At 69.1% G+C, this 20,477-nt stretch carries 25 protein-coding genes; 19 read left to right on the top strand and 6 right to left on the bottom strand.

What is annotated here, in order from left to right:
- Nucleotides 1-2: 2 nt before the first annotated feature.
- From C3E87_RS04285 to C3E87_RS04275, 3 genes are all read left to right on the top strand, one after another.
- Complete coding sequence (locus tag C3E87_RS04285) at nt 3-1,028, top strand: NmrA family NAD(P)-binding protein (protein WP_076059798.1); 1,026 nt, start codon at nt 3-5, stop codon at nt 1,026-1,028.
- A gap of 68 nt (nt 1,029-1,096) precedes the next feature.
- Nucleotides 1,097-1,861 (top strand): isocitrate lyase/phosphoenolpyruvate mutase family protein, encoded by a 765-nt coding sequence (locus C3E87_RS04280; protein WP_076059796.1) that lies wholly within the window; start codon nt 1,097-1,099, stop codon nt 1,859-1,861.
- Between the two features lie 3 nt (nt 1,862-1,864).
- A complete protein-coding gene (locus C3E87_RS04275; protein ID WP_076059793.1) occupies nt 1,865-2,314 on the top strand; it encodes a pyrimidine dimer DNA glycosylase/endonuclease V in 450 nt (149 codons plus the stop codon).
- On the opposite strand, the gene C3E87_RS04270 is transcribed toward C3E87_RS04275, so the two are convergent.
- The 4 genes from C3E87_RS04270 to C3E87_RS04255 form a co-directional block, all read right to left on the bottom strand.
- A complete protein-coding gene (locus C3E87_RS04270; protein ID WP_076059791.1) occupies nt 2,217-3,002 on the bottom strand; it encodes a YqjF family protein in 786 nt (261 codons plus the stop codon). The two genes, C3E87_RS04275 and C3E87_RS04270, sit on opposite strands and share 98 nt — an antisense overlap.
- Nucleotides 2,999-4,015, bottom strand: coding sequence for an NAD-dependent epimerase/dehydratase family protein (locus C3E87_RS04265; protein WP_076059788.1), 1,017 nt, complete (start codon nt 4,013-4,015; stop codon nt 2,999-3,001). Before C3E87_RS04265 ends, C3E87_RS04270 begins: the two co-directional genes overlap by 4 nt.
- A 19-nt stretch (nt 4,016-4,034) precedes the next feature.
- Nucleotides 4,035-4,607 carry an NADPH-dependent F420 reductase gene (locus tag C3E87_RS04260; protein ID WP_076059786.1) on the bottom strand — a complete coding sequence of 191 codons (573 nt, stop codon included), beginning with the start codon at nt 4,605-4,607 and terminating at the stop codon, nt 4,035-4,037.
- A 139-nt stretch (nt 4,608-4,746) separates the two neighbouring features.
- The gene (locus tag C3E87_RS04255; protein ID WP_076059783.1) at nt 4,747-5,166 is read right to left on the bottom strand and encodes a GNAT family N-acetyltransferase; all 420 of its coding nucleotides are present in this window, start codon (nt 5,164-5,166) and stop codon (nt 4,747-4,749) included.
- An 85-nt stretch (nt 5,167-5,251) separates the two neighbouring features.
- Between C3E87_RS04255 and C3E87_RS04250 the strand changes: the two genes are divergently transcribed.
- The 10 genes from C3E87_RS04250 to C3E87_RS04200 all read left to right on the top strand — a co-directional run bounded on the left by C3E87_RS04250 (nt 5,252) and on the right by C3E87_RS04200 (nt 13,146).
- Complete coding sequence (locus tag C3E87_RS04250) at nt 5,252-5,632, top strand: hypothetical protein (protein WP_076059780.1); 381 nt, start codon at nt 5,252-5,254, stop codon at nt 5,630-5,632.
- 83 nt (nt 5,633-5,715) lie between these two features.
- Entirely contained in the window at nt 5,716-6,270 is a 555-nt protein-coding gene (locus C3E87_RS04245; protein ID WP_083665394.1) for an NADPH-dependent FMN reductase, read from the top strand.
- A gap of 212 nt (nt 6,271-6,482) precedes the next feature.
- Nucleotides 6,483-7,925 (top strand): Na+/H+ antiporter NhaA, encoded by a 1,443-nt coding sequence (nhaA, locus tag C3E87_RS04240; protein WP_076059776.1) that lies wholly within the window; start codon nt 6,483-6,485, stop codon nt 7,923-7,925.
- Between the two features lie 92 nt (nt 7,926-8,017).
- Nucleotides 8,018-8,731, top strand: a complete 714-nt coding sequence (locus tag C3E87_RS04235) for an ABC transporter ATP-binding protein (protein ID WP_076059774.1) — start codon at nt 8,018-8,020, stop codon at nt 8,729-8,731.
- Nucleotides 8,728-9,489: an ABC transporter permease gene (locus C3E87_RS04230; protein ID WP_076059771.1), complete on the top strand. Its 762-nt coding sequence runs from the start codon at nt 8,728-8,730 to the stop codon at nt 9,487-9,489. The genes C3E87_RS04235 and C3E87_RS04230 overlap by 4 nt, the downstream gene beginning before the upstream one ends.
- Before the next feature lie 36 nt (nt 9,490-9,525).
- Nucleotides 9,526-10,695, top strand: a complete 1,170-nt coding sequence (locus C3E87_RS04225; protein WP_076059769.1) for a sensor histidine kinase — start codon at nt 9,526-9,528, stop codon at nt 10,693-10,695.
- A complete protein-coding gene (locus tag C3E87_RS04220; protein WP_076059767.1) occupies nt 10,692-11,303 on the top strand; it encodes a response regulator transcription factor in 612 nt (203 codons plus the stop codon). The genes C3E87_RS04225 and C3E87_RS04220 overlap by 4 nt, the downstream gene beginning before the upstream one ends.
- An 80-nt stretch (nt 11,304-11,383) precedes the next feature.
- Nucleotides 11,384-12,256 (top strand): serine O-acetyltransferase, encoded by an 873-nt coding sequence (cysE, locus tag C3E87_RS14575; protein WP_083665393.1) that lies wholly within the window; start codon nt 11,384-11,386, stop codon nt 12,254-12,256.
- A gap of 48 nt (nt 12,257-12,304) precedes the next feature.
- On the top strand, nt 12,305-12,733 hold the full coding sequence (locus C3E87_RS04205) for a CBS domain-containing protein (RefSeq protein WP_076059765.1): 429 nt from the start codon (nt 12,305-12,307) through the stop codon (nt 12,731-12,733).
- On the top strand, nt 12,730-13,146 hold the full coding sequence (locus C3E87_RS04200; protein WP_076059762.1) for a rhodanese-like domain-containing protein: 417 nt from the start codon (nt 12,730-12,732) through the stop codon (nt 13,144-13,146). The genes C3E87_RS04205 and C3E87_RS04200 overlap by 4 nt, the downstream gene beginning before the upstream one ends.
- Here C3E87_RS04200 and C3E87_RS04195 read toward each other — a convergent pair.
- The gene (locus tag C3E87_RS04195; RefSeq protein WP_076059759.1) at nt 13,133-13,696 is read right to left on the bottom strand and encodes an isochorismatase family protein; all 564 of its coding nucleotides are present in this window, start codon (nt 13,694-13,696) and stop codon (nt 13,133-13,135) included. The two genes, C3E87_RS04200 and C3E87_RS04195, sit on opposite strands and share 14 nt — an antisense overlap.
- A 166-nt stretch (nt 13,697-13,862) precedes the next feature.
- Here C3E87_RS04195 and C3E87_RS04190 point away from each other — a divergent pair, with 166 nt between their 5' ends.
- Nucleotides 13,863-14,249 (top strand): hypothetical protein, encoded by a 387-nt coding sequence (locus tag C3E87_RS04190; protein ID WP_076059757.1) that lies wholly within the window; start codon nt 13,863-13,865, stop codon nt 14,247-14,249.
- Between the two features lies 1 nt (nt 14,250).
- Here the strand turns inward: C3E87_RS04190 and C3E87_RS04185 are convergent, their stop codons facing one another.
- Nucleotides 14,251-15,057 (bottom strand): hypothetical protein, encoded by an 807-nt coding sequence (locus C3E87_RS04185; protein ID WP_076059755.1) that lies wholly within the window; start codon nt 15,055-15,057, stop codon nt 14,251-14,253.
- A 47-nt stretch (nt 15,058-15,104) separates the two neighbouring features.
- Between C3E87_RS04185 and C3E87_RS04180 the strand changes: the two genes are divergently transcribed.
- The 5 genes from C3E87_RS04180 (at nt 15,105) to sppA (ending at nt 20,415) form a co-directional block, all read left to right on the top strand.
- On the top strand, nt 15,105-15,617 hold the full coding sequence (locus C3E87_RS04180) for a GNAT family N-acetyltransferase (protein WP_076059752.1): 513 nt from the start codon (nt 15,105-15,107) through the stop codon (nt 15,615-15,617).
- A 48-nt stretch (nt 15,618-15,665) separates the two neighbouring features.
- Nucleotides 15,666-16,169: a phosphoribosyltransferase gene (locus tag C3E87_RS04175; protein ID WP_076059750.1), complete on the top strand. Its 504-nt coding sequence runs from the start codon at nt 15,666-15,668 to the stop codon at nt 16,167-16,169.
- Complete coding sequence (locus tag C3E87_RS04170) at nt 16,170-16,397, top strand: hypothetical protein (protein ID WP_076059748.1); 228 nt, start codon at nt 16,170-16,172, stop codon at nt 16,395-16,397. It begins immediately after the preceding gene.
- Nucleotides 16,398-16,537: 140 nt separating this feature from the next.
- Nucleotides 16,538-18,592 (top strand): transketolase, encoded by a 2,055-nt coding sequence (gene tkt / locus C3E87_RS04165; protein ID WP_076059745.1) that lies wholly within the window; start codon nt 16,538-16,540, stop codon nt 18,590-18,592.
- A gap of 146 nt (nt 18,593-18,738) precedes the next feature.
- On the top strand, nt 18,739-20,415 hold the full coding sequence (sppA, locus tag C3E87_RS04160; RefSeq protein ID WP_076059743.1) for a signal peptide peptidase SppA: 1,677 nt from the start codon (nt 18,739-18,741) through the stop codon (nt 20,413-20,415).
- Nucleotides 20,416-20,477 lie beyond the last annotated feature (62 nt).

The raw sequence follows: 20,477 nt of genomic DNA, 5'->3' as shown, positions 1-20,477 counted from the left end.
ACATGACCACCGAAGCGTCCCCACCCGCAGACCGCACCGCGCTCGTGACCGGCGCCACCGGCTACATCGGCGGCCTCCTCACCCAACGCCTCCTCGACGAGGGGTGGCGGGTGCGCGTGCTCACCCGCCACAAGGAAGGCATCGAACAGCGGGGCTGGGGACAACGCGTGGAGGTCATCGAAGGTGACGCGGACTCCGCCGACGACCTCGCCACCGCGTTCGAGGGAGTGCAGACGGCCTACTACCTCATCCACTCGATGGGTCAGGCCGATGACTTCGCGGCGCGCGACCGGGCCCTGGCCCAGACGTTCGGCGACGCGGCGGCCCGGGCGGGCGTGCGCCGCATCGTCTACCTCAGCGGTCTCCACCCCGACGGTGAACTGTCACCGCACCTCGCGTCCCGCGTGGAGGTGGGCGACATCCTCCTGGCGTCCGGAGTGCCCACGGCCGTCATCCAGGCCGCCGTCGTCGTCGGCAACGGGTCGGTGTCCTTCGACATGCTCCGCTATCTCGCGGAACGCCTCCCGGTGATGGTGGCTCCGAAGTGGCTGAACAACCGCATCCAGCCGATCGCCATCGACGACGTCCTCCACTACCTCGTGGGCGCCGCAGACCTGCCCGATGACGTGAACCGGACCTTCGACGTCGGCGGCCCCGAGGTACTCACCTACGCCGACATGCTGCAGCGGTTCTCGGCGGTGACGGGCCTCCGGCACCGACTCATCGTGACGCTGCCGGTCCTGACCCCGCACCTCGCCAGCCTCTGGATCGGACTGGTGACCCCCCTCGATGTGGGGGTGGCCAAGCCCCTGATCGGCAGTCTCGTCCATGAGGTCTTCTGCCGGGAGAACGACATCGACAGCTACGTGCCCGCACCCGACGGTGACCTCACCGACTTCGACGACGCCGTGCGCGCCGCCATGGTGGAGGCCCCTGCGGACCACGCCCTGCGGAACGTCGTGGCGGTGGCCGCAGCCCTCGCGGTCCTCGTGGCCGCAGCGTTCCTCGGGCTGCGTCGGCGGGCCTGAACCCGAACGCACCCGGCCGGTATGCAGCCCCCCGCATAGGGTGGACACGAGAACTCAGGAGGTTCACCATGCCCGACGTCACCGTCCTAGCCCAACAACTGGCCGACGCCCACGAATCCGGCCGCACCCTCGTCCTGCCCACGGTGTGGGACACCTGGAGCGCACGCGTCGCCGTCGACGCCGGTTTCGAGGCGCTGACCGTCGGAAGCCACCCCGTCTCCGACGCGATCGGGAGCGCCGACGGTGAGCAGATGGCCTTCGCCGAGTACCTGGCCGTGGTCAAGCGCATCGTCGACAAGGTCGACGTGCCCGTCAGCGCCGATGTGGAATCCGGCTACGGGCTGGATCCCGCGGAGCTCATCACGCGGCTCCTCGAGGTGGGCGCGGTGGGGGCCAACATCGAGGACGTGGTGCATTCGGAGGGCAAGCGCCTCCGGGACCGCCAGGAACACGCCGACTACATCGCCGCTGCCCGCGCGGCCGCGGACGAGGCCGGGGTCGCCTTCGTCATCAACGGTCGCACCGATGCCGCGAAGCTGGGTGACCGCTTCGAGGATCCCATCGAGGAGGCCGTCGAGCGCGTCAGGCTGCTCGAACAGGCCGGCGCGCGGGCCGTGTATCCCGTCGGGCTGACCACCGCAGACCAGGTCACCCGCCTGGTCCGGGCCGTCCGGGTGCCGGTCAACGTGACCGCCCATCCGGTGAAGGGGCACGGCGCGGGCGACCTCGCGGCGCTCACGCGGCTCGGCGTCCGACGCGTCACCTTCGGGCCGTTGTGGCAGCTTTCGTTGGCCGAGCAGTCGGCGGCCACGCTGGCCAACTGGCGCGCCTGACGCATGCGACTCTGGTCCCTCACCCCCTCGCTGCTCGACAGGCAGGGCCTCACCGCCGCGTGGCGGGAGGCGCTCCTCGCGCAGAAGGTGCTGGCCGGCGGCACGAAGGGATACGTGCACCATCCACAACTCGTGCGGTTCAGGTCCACCGCCGAACCGTTGTCGGCGATGGCGGCATTTCTCGACGGCATCGCCGACGCCGCCACTGAGCGCGGCTACACCTTTGACCGCACGCGGATCCTCGACGTGCCCCGCACGGCGGACGTGATCGACGTCACCGACGGCCAGGTGGCGTTCGAATGGGAGCACCTACTGGCGAAGCTCGCGGCCCGCAGCCCGGAGGTGCACCGCAGCCTCACTGGCGTGCAGCCGACGGTGCATAGGCTCTTCCGGGTGGTGCATGGGGGAGTCGAAGCATGGGAGCGGGCCGCAGGCTCGCCAGCTTCACGTTGACGCCCGGCGACGACTGGATCATGGGCGGGCTGTCCGGCTCCGGCAGCCCTACCCAGCGCAGTGGCGCGGTGAGCTCGCCGTCGACGGATGCGTGGTGCAGCGGCCACGGCTGGTGCTCCACGGGCGTCTGCCACATGATGCCGCGGCGGTGGAACGCGGTGAACCGCCCCGTGAGGGTGTCCACCAGCGGGGTGCGCTCCTTCTCCGTCAGCGGTGCTCCCACCTCGACGGTGGCGGTGAACCAGTCCTTGACCCGCGGGCCGAGGAGCCCCGGGGCGCCGAAGCGGTAGTCGATCCGGGGCCACGCCGTCCGTACCTCCGAGCTCGAGACCCAGTAGGGCAGGCCGATCGTCCGCAGCGCCAACGCGAACGAGGAACGTGCCACCAGCATCCCCAGGAACCAGATGCCTTCGCTGCCGTCGGGCGCCGTCACGTAGGCGCGGACGTTGAGTTCGGCGAAGGCCTTCCAGCCGGGGACCACCGGCATGCCCGGGCCGCGCACGTTGGCCATCCGGAACGGGATGACGCCTATCCAGGTGATGCCGCCCCACTGCTGGACGCGCAGGCCCTGGGGCAGGAGCCGCTGCACCAGATCCGGCGGGTAGGCCCAGTGCAGGAACGTCGTGTCCTGCCAGTCCTGGAGGTTCACGGGGGCGTGGAGGGGCTTGTCCGGCAGGCGGCCACTCATGTCTGCGTTCCTTCGCGGTCTCGGTGGGCGGAGTCCTGAGATGTCCCGTCGAGGAACTCGCGCAGCGCGAGCTCCTCCTCGTCGGTCAAGCCGGCGCGTCGGGGCTCGGTGCGGATGTCCTCATAGGCGAGGGCGGCCGCGAGCGTCTCGCGGAGGGGCCGTGTGCGCAGGCCGTGGCCACGGGCCTTCTGGCTGTCGAGTGTCGCCGCGTAGCGCCAGGCCGGGTCGTCCACCCAGAGGGGGAGCGATCGGGGCCCGGCCCACGGCGCGATGCCGGCTTCGACGAGGGTGGCGTCGTCCACCACCCGCGGGACGGCGGGGCTACCAGAGATGTCGCGGGACAGTTCGTACACCTCCGCCAGCGTCGTGCTCACCCCCGCGGCGTTGAAAGTGCCGTTCACCGGGTGGGCGGTGCAGTGCACGATCCAGGCCGCCAGGTCGCGCACGTCCATGAGTGCTGTCGGGAAAGTGGGATCCGGCACGAGCACGTCAGGGCCGGTGGGATGGGCGAAGCGCCACGGGTAGTAGCCGGAGCGGCCGGACCAGTCACCCTCGCCGCCGATCAGGCCGGCCCTGATGATGGTGTGGTTAGGGGAGCGCCGTCGGTAGGCCTCCTCGCAGGCGACCTTCGCCGGCCCGTACTCCGTCATCTCCGTCATCCTGTCCGCCTCGAGGGGCGCGTGGACCTCCGCAGCCTCGCCCTGCTCAGGCGAATCGAACCGCGTGTAGACACTGCCCGTCGAAACGAACACCCACCTGCGCGCGTCCAGGTCGCGGGCGGCCCGGCGGGCGTGGCCCGGATGGCTCGACAGGTCAATCACGGCGTCCCAACCCGCGGGGGAAACGACCGACAGCGCGTCGTCGTCGTTCCGATCCGCACGCACCAGTTCGGCCCCGCGAGGCACCGGTCCGTTGCCGCGGGCCAGGCAGGTCACGTCGCAGCCCTTCAGTAGCGCTTCCGCCACGACGGCGCGGCCGAGGAATCCGGTGCCTCCGAGGATCAGTAACCTCATCTTGCGGCGTCACCCACCCTCAGGAGACGACGGCGAAGCCCGCGGTCCACGGCAACTTCTCGGCGGCAGCGAGGGTGATCTGGAGGAAGCCCATCGACTCGAGTTCGCGGGCGCGCTTCAGGCTGCCCGCGTCGATCGCGTTGAGCCCACCGGATCTCACCACCTCTGCGAGCTTGGCCTTGGCGTCGGCATCGTCGCCGGCGATCAGCACCGTGGTGGTGAGGTCGCCCACCTTGCCCTCGGCCAGGGTGGCGGCGAAGGTGGTGTTGAACGCCTTGAGCACCCGCGATTCCGGCAGCTTGCGGGCGATCTCCGCCGCAGCGGAGCCGTCCGCCGGCACGGTGAGGGAATCGAAGGTCTCGAAGTCCACCGGGTTGGTGATGTCGACGACGATCTTGCCGGCGAAACTGGCGCCCCGCTGGGTGAGGACCTGGTCGACCGCGGGGTAGGGGACGGCGAGCACCACGATGTCGCCGGTGGCCTCGGAGGTGTCGTCGCTGCCGATGGACTGGACGTTGTTCCCGCCCCGTTTCGCCATGCTCGCGAGAGCCTGTCCCATGCTGCCGGTGCCGATGATGGAGATGCTGGTCATGAGCGTTCCTTCCGGAGGCGTCGACGCCGGCCGGCGGGGCCGGCGATGCGCTCAAACTAACACCGATCCAGGGCCGGCAGAAGGGTTTGACTGGCTCCGTCCCGGGGTGCACGGCACGCCCGGGGAAGGTGCTCATGACTCACGCGAAGCGGACGAAGGCCTTGATCGGGTGCGCCATTTCGGCGATCTCAGTGAGGCCGAGCGACTCGTAGAAGTTCCGTTGCCCCGGCTCGTCGTCGGTGATGAGCACCTGCCGGCGCACGTCGCTGAACGGTTCCAGGATGCGCTCGAACAGGTGCCGGCCGATGCCCCTGCGCTGGTGCGCGGGATCGACGAGGATGTCCTGAAGGTAGACGATGGTCAGGCCGTCGCCGACGACGCGAGCAAGGCCGACGAGTTGGCCGTCCTCGCGGGCACACACGACCCGCAGCGAGCGGCTCACCGCGTCGTACAGGCGCTCGGGATCCGTGGTGTACACACTCCAGCCGACGCTGTCGTAGAGCGTCACGAGTTCCTCCCTGGTGGGGAGGTCGTGCTCGGTCAACTCGATCGCCGTCATGAATCAAGCGTAGTCAGCACCCGGGCCACTCCTCGTCGCCGACTGCGGAATGGACACCACGAAGCAACCGCCTAGAATTCCGCGCATGAGCAACCTGGACGGAATCTGGAACCGCGCACTCGACGGCGGGGGAGAGGGTGACGGCGACATCGCGCTCGCCGCAGCCCTGATCTTCCACGGCCTGGTGATGAACGGGGGCGCCCTGCACGCCGTGGAGACGATCGACCCCGAGGAACTCTCTGAAGCCAAGGAGGGCTACCGCTGGCTGGGGCTGGACCAGGTGGCTGAGCTCATCAAGCGCATCGAGGCCGAGTCCGCCGAGGTCGTCGGCGACGTGGAAGCACTCGAGGACCTGGAACAGAGCGCGGACGACGACTACTACGCCCTCATCCCCGACGACGCCGCGCTCCAGGAGGCGCTCGAGGCGAAGTACGCGGAGGAACCCGACGCCTTCGACGAGGCCTGAACCGCGCGCCCACTGAGCCGATTTGGCATACCTCCGCCAAGTGGTTAACCTTTCAACTAGCAATGAACTTCGAAAGGTTTTCCATGCGCATCGGCTACATCGTCGGCTCTCTCTCGTCGACCTCCATCAACCGCTCCCTCGCCAAGGCGATCGGCACCGTGCTGCCGGCCGGTGTCGAATACGTCGAGGTCAACATCGCGGACCTGCCGTTGTACAACCGTGACGCGGATGTCGACTACCCCCAGGTCGCCCTCGACTTCAAGGCCGCCGTCGCCGACGTCGACGCCGTGATCTTCGTCTCCCCCGAGTACTCCCGCACCGTGCCCGCCGCGCTGAAGAACGCCCTCGAATGGGGCGGCCGTCCCTGGGGCACCTCGGTGTGGGGCGGCAAGCCCGCCGCCGTGATCGGCACCTCGCCCGGGGGCGCCGGTACCGCCATGGCTCAGCAGCACCTGCGCAACGTGCTCGCCCACCTCGACATGCAGGTCATGGGCCAGCCCGAGGCGTTCGTCCAGTTCCGCGACGGCGACCTGCGCGAGGACGGCACCATCCAGTCGGAGAACCTCCGCGCGATCATCGAGGGCTTCGCGGGGGCCTTCATCACCTTCAGCGGCGCTGAGGAGCGGCTCGCAGCCTGAGGCTCAGCCGAGCTTCAGCTCCACAACCAGAACACCCGGTGTGCGTTGGCGCGCCGGGTGTTTCCGTCGTCGGGGGCACCCGTCGCCCCATCTGGCGTGGACGGTAGATTCGCAGCGTTGCGGTGCCCTGCAACAATTGGCAACCCGGAGGACCGCCAGGGTGAGAAGCGTAATTTGGCGAACATCACCCAGCGCCACGGACTGGAGAATCAATGACGACCGACGTGATGGAACGGCCCTCCAGGGCCGAGAGGCTCCGCCTCTGGGTGACCCGGGAGACCACCGGCGGAGCGCTGCTCCTCGCCGCGGCGATGGTGGCGCTCATCTGGGCCAACACCCCGTGGGCCGATGCCTATCACGCGTTGTCGCAGTACCGCGTCGGCCCCGAAGCCTGGCACCTCGACCTGCCCCTCGCGGCCTGGGCCTCTGACGGGCTGCTCGCCCTCTTCTTCTTCCTCGTCGGCGTCGAACTCAAGCACGACCTCGTGGTGGGCTCTCTCCGCAACCTCAAGGAAGCGGCCGTCCCCGTCCTCGCGGCGGTGGGCGGCATGGCGATGCCCGCCATCATCTTCTCGCTGGTCATCCTCCTGATCGGCGACTCCAGCGCCGCGCACGGTTGGGCCATCCCCACCGCCACCGACATCGCCTTCGCGCTCGCGGTGCTGGCTGTCTTCGGACGGGGCCTGCCGCGCGCGCTGCGCATGTTCCTCATGACCTTGGCGGTGGTGGACGACCTGCTGGCCATCATCGTGATCGCCGTGTTCTACACCAGCGACCTCAACATCCCGATGCTGCTGGGCACCGCCGCCGCCGCCGTCGCCTTCTGGTTCGTGGTGCGCACCCGGCGCTGGCCGCGCTGGGTGCTGGTGCTGCTGGCCTTGGCCGCCTGGTGGTTCATGCACTCCTCCGGCGTGCACGCCACCATCGCTGGTGTCATCCTCGGCTTCTGCGTGCCGGCCCGCCCCATCCACGGCGAGGAGGAGGCGCGCACGCACACGATCAACAACGCGCTCCAGCCGTACTCCGCCGGCCTCGTGCTGCCGATCTTCGCCTTCTTCGCGGCCGGCGTGACGTTCATCACAGGCGAGGGCATCGGCGACATCCTCCTGCAGCCGGTGGTGCTGGCCATCGTCGCGGGCCTGTTCATCGGCAAGATCACCGGCGTCCTGCTCACCACCACCCTGGTGACGAAGCTCACCCCGCTGCGCCTCCCGGACGCCATCGGGCTGAGGGACCTCCTGCCCATCGGCCTGGTCTGCGGCATGGGCTTCACGGTGTCGCTGCTGATCGCGGATCTCTCGTTCGCCGACGGCACCCACACCGCCGGCGCCAAGATCGGCGTGCTGCTGGGCACCGCGGTCTCGGCCATCGCGGGCGCCATCGCGCTGTCGCGGGACGCTCGGATGGCGCGCCGGGCGGACATGAACCTCGACGGTGTCCCGGACGTCGACACCGAGCCCATCAAGGGCGACGAGCGACGCGGCCTGTCCTGGCACCCAGACGTGATCGGATTCATGGACGGCGAGGACATCCCGGATCCCGACATGGACTACATGGCCGCCCTCGACGGGGTGGAACTCGACGTCGAAACCGAGTTCAAGGAGTCCCTGGACGAGGAGCGCGACAGCCGCTACGGCCCGAGCTCCGAAGACTGATTCCCGGGCGGCAGCGAATCATCCGATCGGATGACCCCGCGTCGATCCTCCTGGCTGACCCGCCGGGGCTCCGGCCGCGGAATGATGGAGACATGGCACTGATCCATGTCTCCGGACTGCTCAAGAGTTACGGCCCTCACCGCGTATTGAACGGCATCAACCTCAGCGTGGACGAGGGTGAGATCCTGGGCATCCTCGGCCCCAACGGCGCCGGCAAGACCACCACCGTCGAATGCATCGGCGGCCTCCGCAGCCGCGACGGGGGGTCCATCTCAGTCGACGGCATGGACCCCGCGGACGACCCCCGGGGGTTCCGCAGCCTCGTCGGCATGCAACTCCAGCAGTGCCAGTTGCCGCCCAAGATCAGGGCGCGCGAGGCCCTCGACCTCTTCGGCTCGTTCTACGCAGACCCGGTGCCCTCTGACGAACTCCTGCGCCGCTTCGGCCTCGCAGACCACGCGAACAAGCGCTTCGAGCAGCTCTCAGGCGGTCAGCAGCAGCGGCTCTCGGTGGCGCTGGCGCTCATCGGCCGCCCCCGCATCGCGATCCTCGACGAACTGACCACCGGCCTCGACCCGTCGGCCCGCCGGGAGATCTGGCGCTATCTCACCGCTCTGCGCGACACCGGCGTGACCATCATCCTGGTCACGCACTCCATGGAGGAGGCCAGCTACCTCTGCGACCGGGTACTCGTCATCGACGACGGCGTGGTGGTCGCCGACGCCCCTCCGTCGGTGCTCGCCGAGGGCCACCGCTCCCTCGAAGAGGCCTACCTCGAGCTGACCTGGAAGGAACCAGTCGCATGAACGCCACCGTCGCCCTGTTCCGCAACGAGGTGCGCATGTTCGCCCGCACCCCCGGTGTCGTCGTCTGGATGGCCCTGCCCATCCTGGCGGCCATCGTGATCGCCGCCATTCCCGCCGCCCGTCAGCCGAACGAGGCCTTCGGCGGGTTGAGCGTCAGCCAGGCCTACACACCCACCCTGACCATGTTCGTGATCTCCATGACCGGCCTCGTGCTGCTCCCGCAGGTGCTGGGCGACTACCGCGAGCTCGGCTTCCTGCGCAGGCTGCGCACGACGCCCGCCACAGTTGGGAACCTGCTCAAGGCGTTCCTCGCCGTGATGGTGGTGCTCAGCCTGGGCGCCGCCCTGATCATCGCCGTGACGCCGCTGTTCTTCGGGGTCGGCGGCGCAGTCCAACCGGTGCGCTACGCGCTGGCGGTGGTCCTGTCGACGGCGGCGTTCCTCGCCCTCGGCACGGTGCTCTGCGCGCTGATCCCCAGCCCCAAGGCGGCCAGCGGCATCGGCACCGCCGTCGCCGCCACCCAGTGGTTCGCCGCCGGCATGTGGTTCCCGCGCGCCCTGTTCCCGGACTGGCTGACCACCGTCTCGAACCTGATGCCGGGCGGTGCCGCCACGCAGTTGATGACCGACGCCATGTTCGGCGTCTCGACAAGCCCGGCCTCCGGATGGGTCGCCTCCCCGGCGACCAGCGTGATCGTCTGCCTGGTGTGGGCCGTGATCGGCATCGCAGTGGCGCTGAAGACTTTCCGTTGGGAGTGACGCAGACGAGAGGAGGGGGTGGTGGAGGATAGAGGCATGCTCAAGCGCGACTGGCCGGTGGCCCCGCTGATCCTGCTCGGCTTCTCGCTGGCCGGGGCGCTCGTGCTGGTCAACCTCGCGCCGGGGCTCTTCCGGCCGGAGACGGTGCCCTGGTTCGTGGCGCTGACGCTGGTGGCCGCCGCCGCCCGCTGGCTGCTGGCGAGCCAGACGCCACGCTCCGCGCGGTCCCGGTTCGCCTTCTGGGGCAACGCCGCAGTCGTGGTGCCGCTGGTGCTGCTCAACCCGCTGTTCGGCCTGTACGCCTTCTACGGCTACGAGGATTCCCAGCGCCATCTCCGCGGCAGGGATGCGACCGCCGGGGTGGTGGCCACGGCCGTCGTCTGCGCCGTCTCCCAGACGGGCGGGCCGCCGTCGGCGCTGTTCACGCCCTTGTTCCTGGCCCTGTTCCTGACGGTGAACCTCACCATCGCCGTCACGATGGGGTGCGCCGACAAGGCCCGCCGGCAGCGCGCCGACGAACTGCAGCGCACCAACGACGAGCTGGTGCGGTCGCAGGAGGCCAACGCGGCACTGCAGGCCGAACTGGTGCACCAGGCCCGCGACACCGGCGTGGCGCAGGAACGCGCTCGGTTGGCCCGAGAGATCCACGACACCGTCGCGCAGGACCTGGTGGCGATCATCGCCCAGCTCGCGGCGTTCTCCAGCACCGACGACGGGGGCGAGCGGGAACGGAGGCTCGAACTGGTCGACGAGACAGCACGCAAGGCCTTGGCCGAGGCTCGCCGCGCTGTGCGGGCGCTGTCGTCGCCGCGCCTCGACGAGGCCGATCTGCCCTCCGCCCTGGGCGACCTCCTGATGGCCTGGCGCCAGGCCGAGGGCGGCGAGGCCAGGCTGATCGTCGACGGTGAGGCGCGCCCCAGCGCCAACGACCCGGCGCTGCTGCGCATCACGCAGGAGGCGCTCTCCAACGCCCGGAAGCATGCCCACGCCGGCAACGTGCAGATCGAGCTGGGCTACGAGGACGACCACGTGCGGGTCACCATCGCCGACGACGGCGCCGGCTTCGAGCCCTCGTCGACGCGCTCCGGCGTCGGGTTGCCGGGCATGCGGGGCCGGGCCACGGAGGCCGACGGTGAGCTCACCGTCGATTCGGCGCCCGGGCGGGGCACCATCGTGACGGCGACCCTCCCTGGGAGGTGGCGATGATCCGCGTCGTGATCGCCGATGACCATCCCATCGTCCGCGACGGCATCGTGGCGATCCTCGAGCACGCGGCCGACATCGAGGTGGTCGGCCAGGTCGGTGGCGGTCACGAAGCGGTGGCGCTGGTGGCGCAGCTCGATCCCGACGTCGTGCTGATGGACCTCAGGATGCCCGCCGGCGACGGCGTCCCCGCGATCACCGCCCTGCGCGCCAGGCACCCCAGCCGGCCGCGCATCCTCGTGCTGACGACCTACGACACGGACCAGGACATCCGGCATGCGTTGGAGGCCGGCGCCGACGGGTACCTCCTCAAGGACACCCCGCGCGACGACCTCGTCGACGCCGTGCGCCAGCTCGCTACCGGCCATCCGGTGCTGACGCCGCGTGCCCTGAGCGTGCTCAGCGGCAGGGGCGGCGGGACGTCGTTGACGGAGCGCGAACTGGAGGTGTTGCGGGAGGTCGCGGCAGGGGGCACGAACAGGGAGGCGGCAGCGCGGCTGTTCATCAGTGAGGCGACGTTGAAGACCCACCTCTCGCGGGTGTTCGGCAAACTCGGGGTGGGGGACCGCGCCGCGGCGGTGCGGGTCGCCTTCGACCGCGGCCTCCTCTAGCCATTGCCCACGGCGAACAACGCTCAGCGGAGCCTGCGCTGCGGGTAACCTGAGGGACGACCCGACTTCAGGAGGCCGTCATGGATCCCGCCCGCCTCGTGCCCGATGACCAGATCTGGGACGCGATCAAGCGCGAATGCCGCGAGGCCGCGGACAATGAGCCGCTGCTGGCCGGGTTCCTGCACGCCACCATCCTCAGCCAGCCGGACGTCGAGGAGTCGCTGGCCTACATCCTGGCCAGCAAGCTCGACAGCCCCACGCTGCCCGCGCTGGGCCTGCGCGACATCTTCCACGACGTGCTGCACGAGGATGAATGCATCCAGGAGGCCATCCGGGCAGACCTGCAGGCCGTCGTGACGCGGGACCCGGCCTGCCCCGGCTACGCCAACCCGCTGCTGTACTTCAAGGGCTTCCAGTCCATCCAGGCCTACCGCGTGGCCCACTTCTACTGGACCCATGACCGCAAGCCCCTGGCGCTGTACCTCCAGAGCCGCATCTCCGAGGCGTTCGCCGTCGACATCCACCCCGGCGCCCGGATCGGCAAATCGATCATGTTCGACCACGCCACGTCGGTCGTCATCGGCGAGACCGCCGTCGTGGAGGACGACTTCTCCATGCTGCACGAGGTGACCCTGGGCGGCTCCGGCAAGGAGGGTGGCGACCGCCACCCCAAGATCGGCCGCGGTGTGATGATCGGCGCCGGCGCGAAGGTGCTGGGCAACATCCGGGTGGGGGAGTGCGCCAAGATCGGTGCCGGTTCAGTGGTGTTGAAGGACGTCGAGCCCCACACCACCGTCGCCGGTGTGCCCGCGAAGGTGGTCAATGTGCCGCCGGCGTCGCTCCCGGCGTTCGACATGATCCAGACCCTGGGCAACGGGAACGGCAACGGGAATGGCAACGGGAATGGCAACGGCGACGCAAAGCCGTCGGACACCGGGGAAGTCTGCGAGTAACACCGGCGAAGTGCTGCGCACGCCCCCACGGACGCGTTAGTTTGGGGCATGCGGATCAATGAAGTCATTCACAACAAGGGCAGCTCGGTCATCACCGCGCGTGCTGACCAGGACGTGCGGCACCTCGTCGACCTCCTGGCCGAACATCGCATCGGCGCCGTGGTCATCACGGACGACGACGACACGGTCACCGGCATCGTCGGCGAGCGCGACATCGTGCAGGGCCTCCGCAGATTCGGTCCGGACCTTCTCGACAGGCCCATCTCCGACGTCATGGATTCCGACGTGCATACCTGCGGCATGGACGACGAACTGGCCGCCGTGGCCACGGACATGACCAGGTTCCGCGCGCGGCACCTGCCGGTCATGGTCGACGGGCACCTCGCCGCGATCGTCTCCATCGGCGACATCGTCAAGAGCAGGATCGACCAACTGCAGACGGAGCAGGAACACCTCGTCAAATACCTGCACGGATGACGCGGGCCCCCGGACAACCGCTGCGCCGCACGGCGCAGGACCTCGTGGCCGAAGCCAACAGCGTCGTGCCACCCGTGGCGATCGACGACGCCCTCCCCCTGCTCGACGACACCTCGGTGCTGTTCGTCGACATCCGCGAGCAGGGCGAACTGGAGAAGCTCGGCGTCATCCCCGGTGCCTACCGGGCGCCGCGCGGGATGCTCGAATTCTGGGTGGACCCGGCGTCGCCCTACTACCGGAAGTCCCTCGACGACGGGCGCAGGCTCGTCCTCTACTGCGGCTCGGCCTGGCGCTCAGCGCTGGCCGCGGCGGCCCTGCACGAGATGGGCCGCACGGACGTGACCCATCTCGACGGCGGGTTCAGCGCATGGTCAGAGGCCGGGCACCCCGTCGAACCGCTCAGGCCCAGGTGATGCGTTCCCCGGCGGCCTCTTCCGCAACCGCCGGGACGTTCGCCGGGTGCACCGCGGCCGTGAGCCTGCTGAGCACCGTGGTGTCGAAACCTTCGCGAGCGGCGTCGAGGGACGTGGCGCGCACGCAGTAATCCGTGGCGATGCCCACCACGTCCACCCGGGTGACGCCCTGCTCGCCGAGCCACTGCGCCAGCCCGACGCCGTCGTCGTGCGCGCCGATCGTGCCCTCGAAGCCGGAGTAGGCGGCGCGGTACGAACCCTTGTCGAAGACGGCGTCGAAAGGATAGGTGCGCAGCGCCTCGTGGAGCTGCTGCCCCGCCGTCCCGACGACGCAGTGCGGGGGCCAGGAGTCGACGAAGTCCGGCGTGGGCGAGAAGTGCGCGCCGGGGTCGATGTGGTGGTCCCGGGTGGCCACGACGTAGTCGTAGCCGTGTCGCAACGCCAGGAGTTCCGCAACCCCCTCCGCCACCGCGTTGCCGCCCTCGACGCCCAGCGCGCCGCCCTCGCAGAAGTCGACCTGGCAGTCGACGACGATCAGTGCACGTGCCATCTCGAGACCCCTCCCTGACTGTGGATTCCACTGTAGGGGGCGGCCCGGGGGCCAGGGATGCGGATTAGCATTGCGGGACCTGCCAAACCCTCCCCCCAGGGTGGGGGGCGGGGTTACGCTGACCCGTATGCAGTCAATTTTGGGGGACGACAGTATGCCTCCAGTCATGTTGGCGGCCACCGAGGGTGGACGGAACACGTGGCTGGTGGGCGACGAGCGTGAGGTGATCGCCGTCAATGCCGTGGCTGATCCCGACACGATCCTCGACATGGTCGACGGGCGGCGCGTGGTCGGCGTCGTTTACACCACGGACCCCGCCGGCAACGACGCGGTGCGCAGGCTGGAGGAGCGCACCGGTGCGCCCGTCTGGGCCACGCCCCACGTCGGCCAGGAGTTCACCGTCGGGGCGGTGACGCTGCAGGCGGTCCGGGCGCCGAACGGTCATGCCGGTGTCTGCTTGTACTCGCCAACGCTGGGCTGCGTCTTCACGGGCGATGCACCCCTGGAGGGAGGCATGGGTCTGCCCGCCGAAACCACCGTCTACCGGGGCTGAATCACACCTCGATCGTCATCGCCAACCGGTGGTCCCCGCCGGCCGGGATGGTGACTGCGCCGTCGCGCACAGTGCCGTACTCGAGGCAGACGAATTCGCGCCATTCCTCGCCCACGTCGGTGTTCGCCGGGCCCGGATTCCACACCACGGTGCGGCTCGCGCCGTGATTGCTGAGCCGGCGGGTACGCCGGACGTCGCTGAGGAACAGGGGCGGGGCCTCGGCATAGACACGATCGGTGTGTTCTCCGAAAGTGAGCGGATCCGCGTCGCGCCCGGGCCGCCACCCGTGCGGGACGTCCTGGAAGTCCACGTCCTCGAGCCCGGTCACCGTGGCCGCCGTGGCGTCGATGCGCAGGTAGGGGTGGAAGGCCTGGTCGACGGAGACCTCGCGGGTGGGGGAGCCGATCGTGAGCGCGACGGTGAGCGCGGCAACGTCGATGGTGATGTCGAGGCGGTAGGTGAGGTCGTCGGGGTAACGCTGGGCGCCCGGCAGGTGGGCGACGTCTGCCGAGGTGAGCGTCAGCACCAGCTTGGCTCCGTCGTCGTTCTGCTCGAGGAGATCCGTCCGCCACGGCACCCGGCTGACGAGCCCGTGGCCGTGGGGCACGTCCCAGTCGCCCTGCCCGGTGCCGAACCACGGCGCGCAGACCGGGATGCCGCCGTGCCACATGGTGCCCGGGACCAGTTGGGCGTCCTTCGACAGGAAGAGCACGTCGTCTCCGCCCCTCGGGCGCCAGGACAGGACGCAGCCACCCAATTCTGCGACACGCGCGGTGCCCCAGGCTCCGCTCAGTTCGTGGATCCTCATGGCGTCGAGCGTAGTAGCCCACCGGGCGAGCGCCCTACGATGGAGCCATGCCGACCATTCGCCCTGCCCATATCCGCGACATCCCGGCTATCACCGACATCTACAACGAGGCCGGAGTGGGTACGACGGCGTCCTATGCACTCGAGCCCGTGTCGGTCGCCGACCGCCAGAAGTGGTTCGAACGGCTCACCGCCACCGGTTACCCGGTGCTCGTCATGGAGGACCCCGACGGGCTCATCATCGGGTACGCCAGCTACGGCCAGTTCCGCCCCCTGGAGGGCTACCGCCACACCGTCGAGCACAGCGTCTACATCCGCTCCGGGCACCGGACGGCGGGGGCCGGTCGCATGTTGATGACGGCACTCATCGACTACGCGCAGGGCCGCGGCGTGCACGTCATGCTGGGCGTCGTGGACGGCTCGAACGAGGATTCGATCGCGTTCCACCGCAGGCTGGGCTTCGAGGTGGCCGGGCGGCTCCCGCAGGTGGGCCGCAAGTTTGGCCGCTGGCTCGACGTGGTGTTCATGACGATGATCTTCGAGAGCAACGAGCCGAGCTGAGCGCAAGGGTGGGGACGGCCCCCGATTCCTACCCACTAACATTGCCCCATGGCTTATCACGCGGACGCTCGGGATCTCACTGACAAGGAAGTTCTCACCTGGGAAGGTTTCGGTGACGCCCAGCGCGAGTTGTCGTCCGCCGTGGCCGCATCGCAGTTTCTCCCCGAGATCATCATCGCCGTCGCACGGGGCGGCCTCACCTTGGCCGGTGCCATGAGCTATTCCTTGGGCGTCAAACTTTCGGATGCGATCAACGTCGAGTTCTACACCGATGTGAACGAGACGCTGCCGGATCCCATCCTGCTGGCGCCCATGCTGGACACCGAATCCATCGCGGAGCGCAAGATCCTCGTCGTCGACGACGTGGCTGATTCCGGCCGCACCCTGCAGCTCGTCATCAAGCTGCTGCGCGGCTTCGGCGCCGACGTCCGCTCGGCGGTGTTGTTCTCCAAGCCACGTACGATTGTGGAGCCGGACTACGTCTGGAAGGCCACCGACAAGTGGATCGTGTTCCCCTGGTCGGCTGAGCCGCCTGTGACTGAGGAGCGATGAATGGCTGAGATCCGAAAGTTCGATCCCTCCAGCGGCGAGGGGATCCAGAAGCTGGTGCGCGAAGCGCTGGGCGAGACTGTCCGCCCCGTCGCGCCCGGCCAGCCCCGGGAAACCGAGGAGAAGGAGCAGGAGGCCCCGGACCAGGAGGCCCTCGACGCGGCCCGCGTGCCGGGTCACCTGTTCTTCCCGGATTCAGGCAGCACCGGGGGAGGCGGCGGCTCCTGGTGAAGTTGGGCAGTTGCCCAATGTTGCACCGATTGCCCCACCCGACACCGTGGTTACGGGGAAGCGCAAGATAGGCTTGCGCGCATGAACGCCGCAGCAAGGAAGCATGCGCTGCGCTGCACAGCTACGAGTTAGGAACAACTGTGACTCTTGAGTGGACCGAGAAGGATGCCCGCGCCGTCGATACGGCCCGCATCCTCGCCGTCGACGCCGTCGAGAAGGTCGGCAACGGCCACCCCGGGACGCCAGTGTCCCTCGCCCCTGCTGCCTACCTGCTGTACCAGAAGGTGATGAACAGCGACCCCACGGATCACCTGTGGCTGGGCCGTGACCGCTTCATCCTGTCGGCCGGCCACGCGTCGCTGACCCAGTACACCCAGCTGTACCTGGCCGGCATGGACATGGAACTCGACGACGTCGCCGCACTGCGCACCTGGGGTGCCAAGACGCCAGGTCACCCGGAGTACATGCACACGAAGTTCGTGGAGTGCACCACCGGGCCGCTGGGCGCCGGCATCTCCAACGCCGTCGGCATGGCCATGGCCGCCCGCCGTGAGCGTGGCCTGTTCGACCCGGATGCCCCTGAGGGCGAATCGGTGTTCGACCGCATGATCTACACGATCGCGGGTGACGGCTGCCTCCAGGAGGGTGTCGCGTCGGAGGCCTCGTCGCTGGCCGCCACCCAGAACCTGGGCAACCTCGTCCTGATCTACGACGACAACCGCATCACCATCGAAGGCCAGACGGACATCGCCTTCAGCGAGGACGTCAGCGCCCGCTACGCGGCCTACGGCTGGCACGTGCAGCACGTCGACTGGACCAACGGGGGCACCGAGTACACCGAGGACGTCGAGGCGCTGTACGACGCCATCGAGGCCGCCAAGGCGGTCACGGACAAGCCGTCGTTCATCAAGCTGACCACCGTCATCGGCTGGCCCATGCCCACCAAGCAGGGCATGGCCGCAGTCCATGGATCCAAGATCGGTGGCGAGGAGATCAAGGCGCTCAAGGACGTGCTCGGCTTCGAGCAGGAGCCCTTCGCCGTGGATCTCGACGCTGTCAAGCATGCCCGCGAGAACGCGGCTGCACGCGGCAAGGCCGCCCGCGAGGCGTGGGACGCCAAGTTCGAGGCCTGGAAGCAGGCCAACCCGGAGCGCAACGCGCTGCTGGAGCGGGTCTCGGCACGCAAGCTGCCCGAGGACTTCTCCCTGCCGGTGTTCGAGGAGGGCAAGAAGTCCACCCGCGCCGCCTCCGGTGAGGTGCTCGCCGCGTTGGCAGACCAGCTGCCGGAGCTGTGGGGCGGTTCCGCCGATCTCGCTGGCTCCAACAACACCACCATGAAGGGCGAGCCCTCGTTCCTGCCCAAGGAACGCACCACCAAGGAATGGGCCGGCAACCAGTACGGCCGCACCCTGCACTTCGGCATCCGCGAGCACGCCATGGGTGGCATCGTCAACGGCATCAACCTTTCGGGCCTCACGCGGGCCTACGGGGGCACGTTCCTGGTCTTCTCGGATTACATGCGCCCCGCCGTCAGGCTGGCCGCCATCATGAACCTGCCCTCGGTGTTCGTCTGGACGCACGATTCCGTCGGTGTCGGCGAGGACGGCCCCACCCACCAGCCCATCGAGCACCTCGCCGCGCTGCGGGCCATCCCGAAGCTCGACGTCGTGCGCCCGGCAGACGCGAACGAGACGTCCGTCGCCTGGGGTGAGCTGCTGCGTCGCACGGACCGTCCGGCCGGCCTCATCCTGTCGCGTCAGGACCTGCGCACCGTCGCCCGCGGGGACAAGTACGCCTCGGCCGAGGGAGTGGCCAACGGTGCCTACGTGCTGAGCGAGGCCTCCGCAGAGCCGAAGCTGATCCTCATCGCCACCGGCTCCGAGGTCGCCGTGGCGCTCGATGCGCAGGACCTCCTCGAGGCCGACGGCGTGCCCACCCGGGTCGTGTCGATGCCGTGCCAGGAATGGTTCGAGGAGCAGTCCGACGAGTACAAGGAATCGGTGCTGCCCGCGTCGGTCACCGCACGCGTGAGCGTCGAGGCCGGCATCGAGATGGGCTGGGGCAAGTACGTCGGCGCCAAGGGCGCCTCGGTGAGCATCGAGCATTACGGCGCCTCGGCGTCGGGTGCCAAGTGCTTCGAGGAGTTCGGCTTCACCGCCGAGAACGTGGCCGCCACCGCCAAGGGCATCCTCTGACGCCCAGCCCACTCTGACCCGCACCCCCGGCAGGGGTACGCGGCAGCCCCGTCCACGGAAGTGGGCGGGGCTGCTGCATTTCCGGTCGCGTCGTGGGCCTCGCCGGATCCACGGTTGCGGCTGGAGGTCGCAAGTATCCTTGGCCCATGAGCCTCAAGGACGTGCTTGGCAAGATCGTCGGCGACAAGCCGGTGGTACTCGAACTGGACATGGCGCGGGGGGTGCTGGTCGCGAAGCCGACCAATCCGCTGCAGGCCATCCAACTGATCAACAGCCCCACCATCTCCGCCCTACGTGAACACCTCCACTCCGCGGCAGACGATGACCGCGTGCTGGGGCTGATCGTGCACGCCAACCCGACGCAACTCCAGCTCGCGAACCTCGAGGAGGTCGCGGGGCTGATCGAGAAGTTCGGGGAGAAGAAGAAGACGATGGCCTGGGCCGAGTCCTTCGGCGAGCTGGTGCAGGGCCTGGGCGGCTACCGCCTGGCCGCGGCCGCGCAGAAGGTCTGGGTGCAGCCCACCGGGATGCTCTCGATCGAGGGCGTGGAGTTGTCGATCACCCTGCTCAAGGGCCTTCTGAACAAGGTGGGCGTCGAGCCGCAGTTCGGCCAGCGCCACGAGTACAAGAGCGCCGCGAACACCTTCGCCGCGGACACGGTCACCGAACCGCACCGCGAGATGATGCAGCGCATCGGCCAGTCCATCGTCGACAGGATGGTCGACGACGTCGCCCGGCTCCGTGGGCTCACCGCCGACACAGTGTGGGAGGCAGTGAACTCCTCGCCCGTCGAGCCGCAGCGGGCCCTCACCCTCGGTCTCATCGACCACGTCGGGTACCGCGACGAGGCCTACGCCCACACCCTCAAGGAATGGGGTGCCGAGCCTGAGAACCTGCTGTTCGCGCACCGCTACACGTCGCGCGCCGCCCTGATGAAGAAGCTGCGCCCCAAGCAGTCGAAGGTCGCCGTCGTCAGCCTCCGCGGCTCCATCGTCACCGGCCGCGGCGTTCGCTCTCCGATGGGCGGCGAACAGGCCGGGGCAGACGTCGTCGACGAGCACTTCCGGGCCGCGCTGCGAGACGACGAGGTGAAGGCCGTCGTCTTCGCGGTGGACTCGCCAGGTGGCTCAGCCGTCGCCTCAGACTTCATCCGGCGCTCTGTCCTGCGCCTGCGGGAGGCCGACAAGCCGGTCGTCGCCCACATGGGCGCGTATGCGGCCTCGGGCGGCTACTACGTGTCGATGCCCTGCAACGAGATCGTGGCGCAGTCGTCCACCTTGACGGGGTCCATCGGCGTCCTCGCCGGCAAGATGGTGACCGAGAGGCTCTACGACAAGCTCGGCCTGGTGCGCGAGACCATCCCGGTCGGGGCTGCGGCCGGCACGTTCTCCAGCGCCCATGAGTTCTCGCAGGAGGACTGGGAGCGGCTCGACCGCTGGCTGGACCGCATCTACCTGGACTTCACCACCTTCGCGGCGGCGGACCGCGGCATGGCCTACGACGACCTCGAGCGCCTCGCCCGGGGCCGCGTCTGGACGGGCGCCGACGCGAAGGAGCGTGGCCTGGTGGACCATCTCGGTGGGCAGCGGCTGGCCGTCGAACGTGCCTGTGACCTCGCCGGCCTCGATCCGGAGGCCGTGAAGATCAGCCACGTGGGGGACTCCGGGCTCTTCGACCTCATCAAGCCGGCCACCTCCTCGGAGGCGGTTTCAGGGGGAGCGACCCTGGCAGGGCCCGAGCAGATGCTCGTCTCCTTGGCCGGCAGCCTCGGCATCCGTAGTCAGGGCGCACTGAGCATGCCCTGGAACCTGCGAATCTCGTGACGTTGTTTGGGAGCGGTTGACCTTTAAACGTACGATGGACCCGCTTGTACCGCCGCGGTACA

This window comes from Tessaracoccus sp. ZS01, assembly GCF_022342445.1.
Classification (GTDB): domain Bacteria; phylum Actinomycetota; class Actinomycetes; order Propionibacteriales; family Propionibacteriaceae; genus Arachnia.
Note: the sequence above shows the minus strand (reverse complement) of the source record. Positions and strands in the feature narration are given on the sequence as shown.

Bases quoted from the DNA above. Each gene is read 5' to 3' on its own strand.
- C3E87_RS04285 (WP_076059798.1), top strand. From the start codon at position 3: ATGACCACCGAAGCGTCCCCACCCGCAGACCGCACCGCGCTCGTGACC.
- C3E87_RS04280 (WP_076059796.1), top strand. From the start codon at position 1,097: ATGCCCGACGTCACCGTCCTAGCCCAACAACTGGCCGACGCCCACGAA.
- C3E87_RS04275 (WP_076059793.1), top strand. From the start codon at position 1,865: ATGCGACTCTGGTCCCTCACCCCCTCGCTGCTCGACAGGCAGGGCCTC.
- C3E87_RS04270 (WP_076059791.1), bottom strand. From the start codon at position 3,002: ATGAGTGGCCGCCTGCCGGACAAGCCCCTCCACGCCCCCGTGAACCTC.
- C3E87_RS04265 (WP_076059788.1), bottom strand. From the start codon at position 4,015: ATGAGGTTACTGATCCTCGGAGGCACCGGATTCCTCGGCCGCGCCGTC.
- C3E87_RS04260 (WP_076059786.1), bottom strand. From the start codon at position 4,607: ATGACCAGCATCTCCATCATCGGCACCGGCAGCATGGGACAGGCTCTC.
- C3E87_RS04255 (WP_076059783.1), bottom strand. From the start codon at position 5,166: ATGACGGCGATCGAGTTGACCGAGCACGACCTCCCCACCAGGGAGGAA.
- C3E87_RS04250 (WP_076059780.1), top strand. From the start codon at position 5,252: ATGAGCAACCTGGACGGAATCTGGAACCGCGCACTCGACGGCGGGGGA.
- C3E87_RS04245 (WP_083665394.1), top strand. From the start codon at position 5,716: ATGCGCATCGGCTACATCGTCGGCTCTCTCTCGTCGACCTCCATCAAC.
- nhaA (WP_076059776.1), top strand. From the start codon at position 6,483: ATGACGACCGACGTGATGGAACGGCCCTCCAGGGCCGAGAGGCTCCGC.
- C3E87_RS04235 (WP_076059774.1), top strand. From the start codon at position 8,018: ATGGCACTGATCCATGTCTCCGGACTGCTCAAGAGTTACGGCCCTCAC.
- C3E87_RS04230 (WP_076059771.1), top strand. From the start codon at position 8,728: ATGAACGCCACCGTCGCCCTGTTCCGCAACGAGGTGCGCATGTTCGCC.
- C3E87_RS04225 (WP_076059769.1), top strand. From the start codon at position 9,526: ATGCTCAAGCGCGACTGGCCGGTGGCCCCGCTGATCCTGCTCGGCTTC.
- C3E87_RS04220 (WP_076059767.1), top strand. From the start codon at position 10,692: ATGATCCGCGTCGTGATCGCCGATGACCATCCCATCGTCCGCGACGGC.
- cysE (WP_083665393.1), top strand. From the start codon at position 11,384: ATGGATCCCGCCCGCCTCGTGCCCGATGACCAGATCTGGGACGCGATC.
- C3E87_RS04205 (WP_076059765.1), top strand. From the start codon at position 12,305: ATGCGGATCAATGAAGTCATTCACAACAAGGGCAGCTCGGTCATCACC.
- C3E87_RS04200 (WP_076059762.1), top strand. From the start codon at position 12,730: ATGACGCGGGCCCCCGGACAACCGCTGCGCCGCACGGCGCAGGACCTC.
- C3E87_RS04195 (WP_076059759.1), bottom strand. From the start codon at position 13,696: ATGGCACGTGCACTGATCGTCGTCGACTGCCAGGTCGACTTCTGCGAG.
- C3E87_RS04190 (WP_076059757.1), top strand. From the start codon at position 13,863: ATGTTGGCGGCCACCGAGGGTGGACGGAACACGTGGCTGGTGGGCGAC.
- C3E87_RS04185 (WP_076059755.1), bottom strand. From the start codon at position 15,057: ATGAGGATCCACGAACTGAGCGGAGCCTGGGGCACCGCGCGTGTCGCA.
- C3E87_RS04180 (WP_076059752.1), top strand. From the start codon at position 15,105: ATGCCGACCATTCGCCCTGCCCATATCCGCGACATCCCGGCTATCACC.
- C3E87_RS04175 (WP_076059750.1), top strand. From the start codon at position 15,666: ATGGCTTATCACGCGGACGCTCGGGATCTCACTGACAAGGAAGTTCTC.
- C3E87_RS04170 (WP_076059748.1), top strand. From the start codon at position 16,170: ATGGCTGAGATCCGAAAGTTCGATCCCTCCAGCGGCGAGGGGATCCAG.
- sppA (WP_076059743.1), top strand. From the start codon at position 18,739: ATGAGCCTCAAGGACGTGCTTGGCAAGATCGTCGGCGACAAGCCGGTG.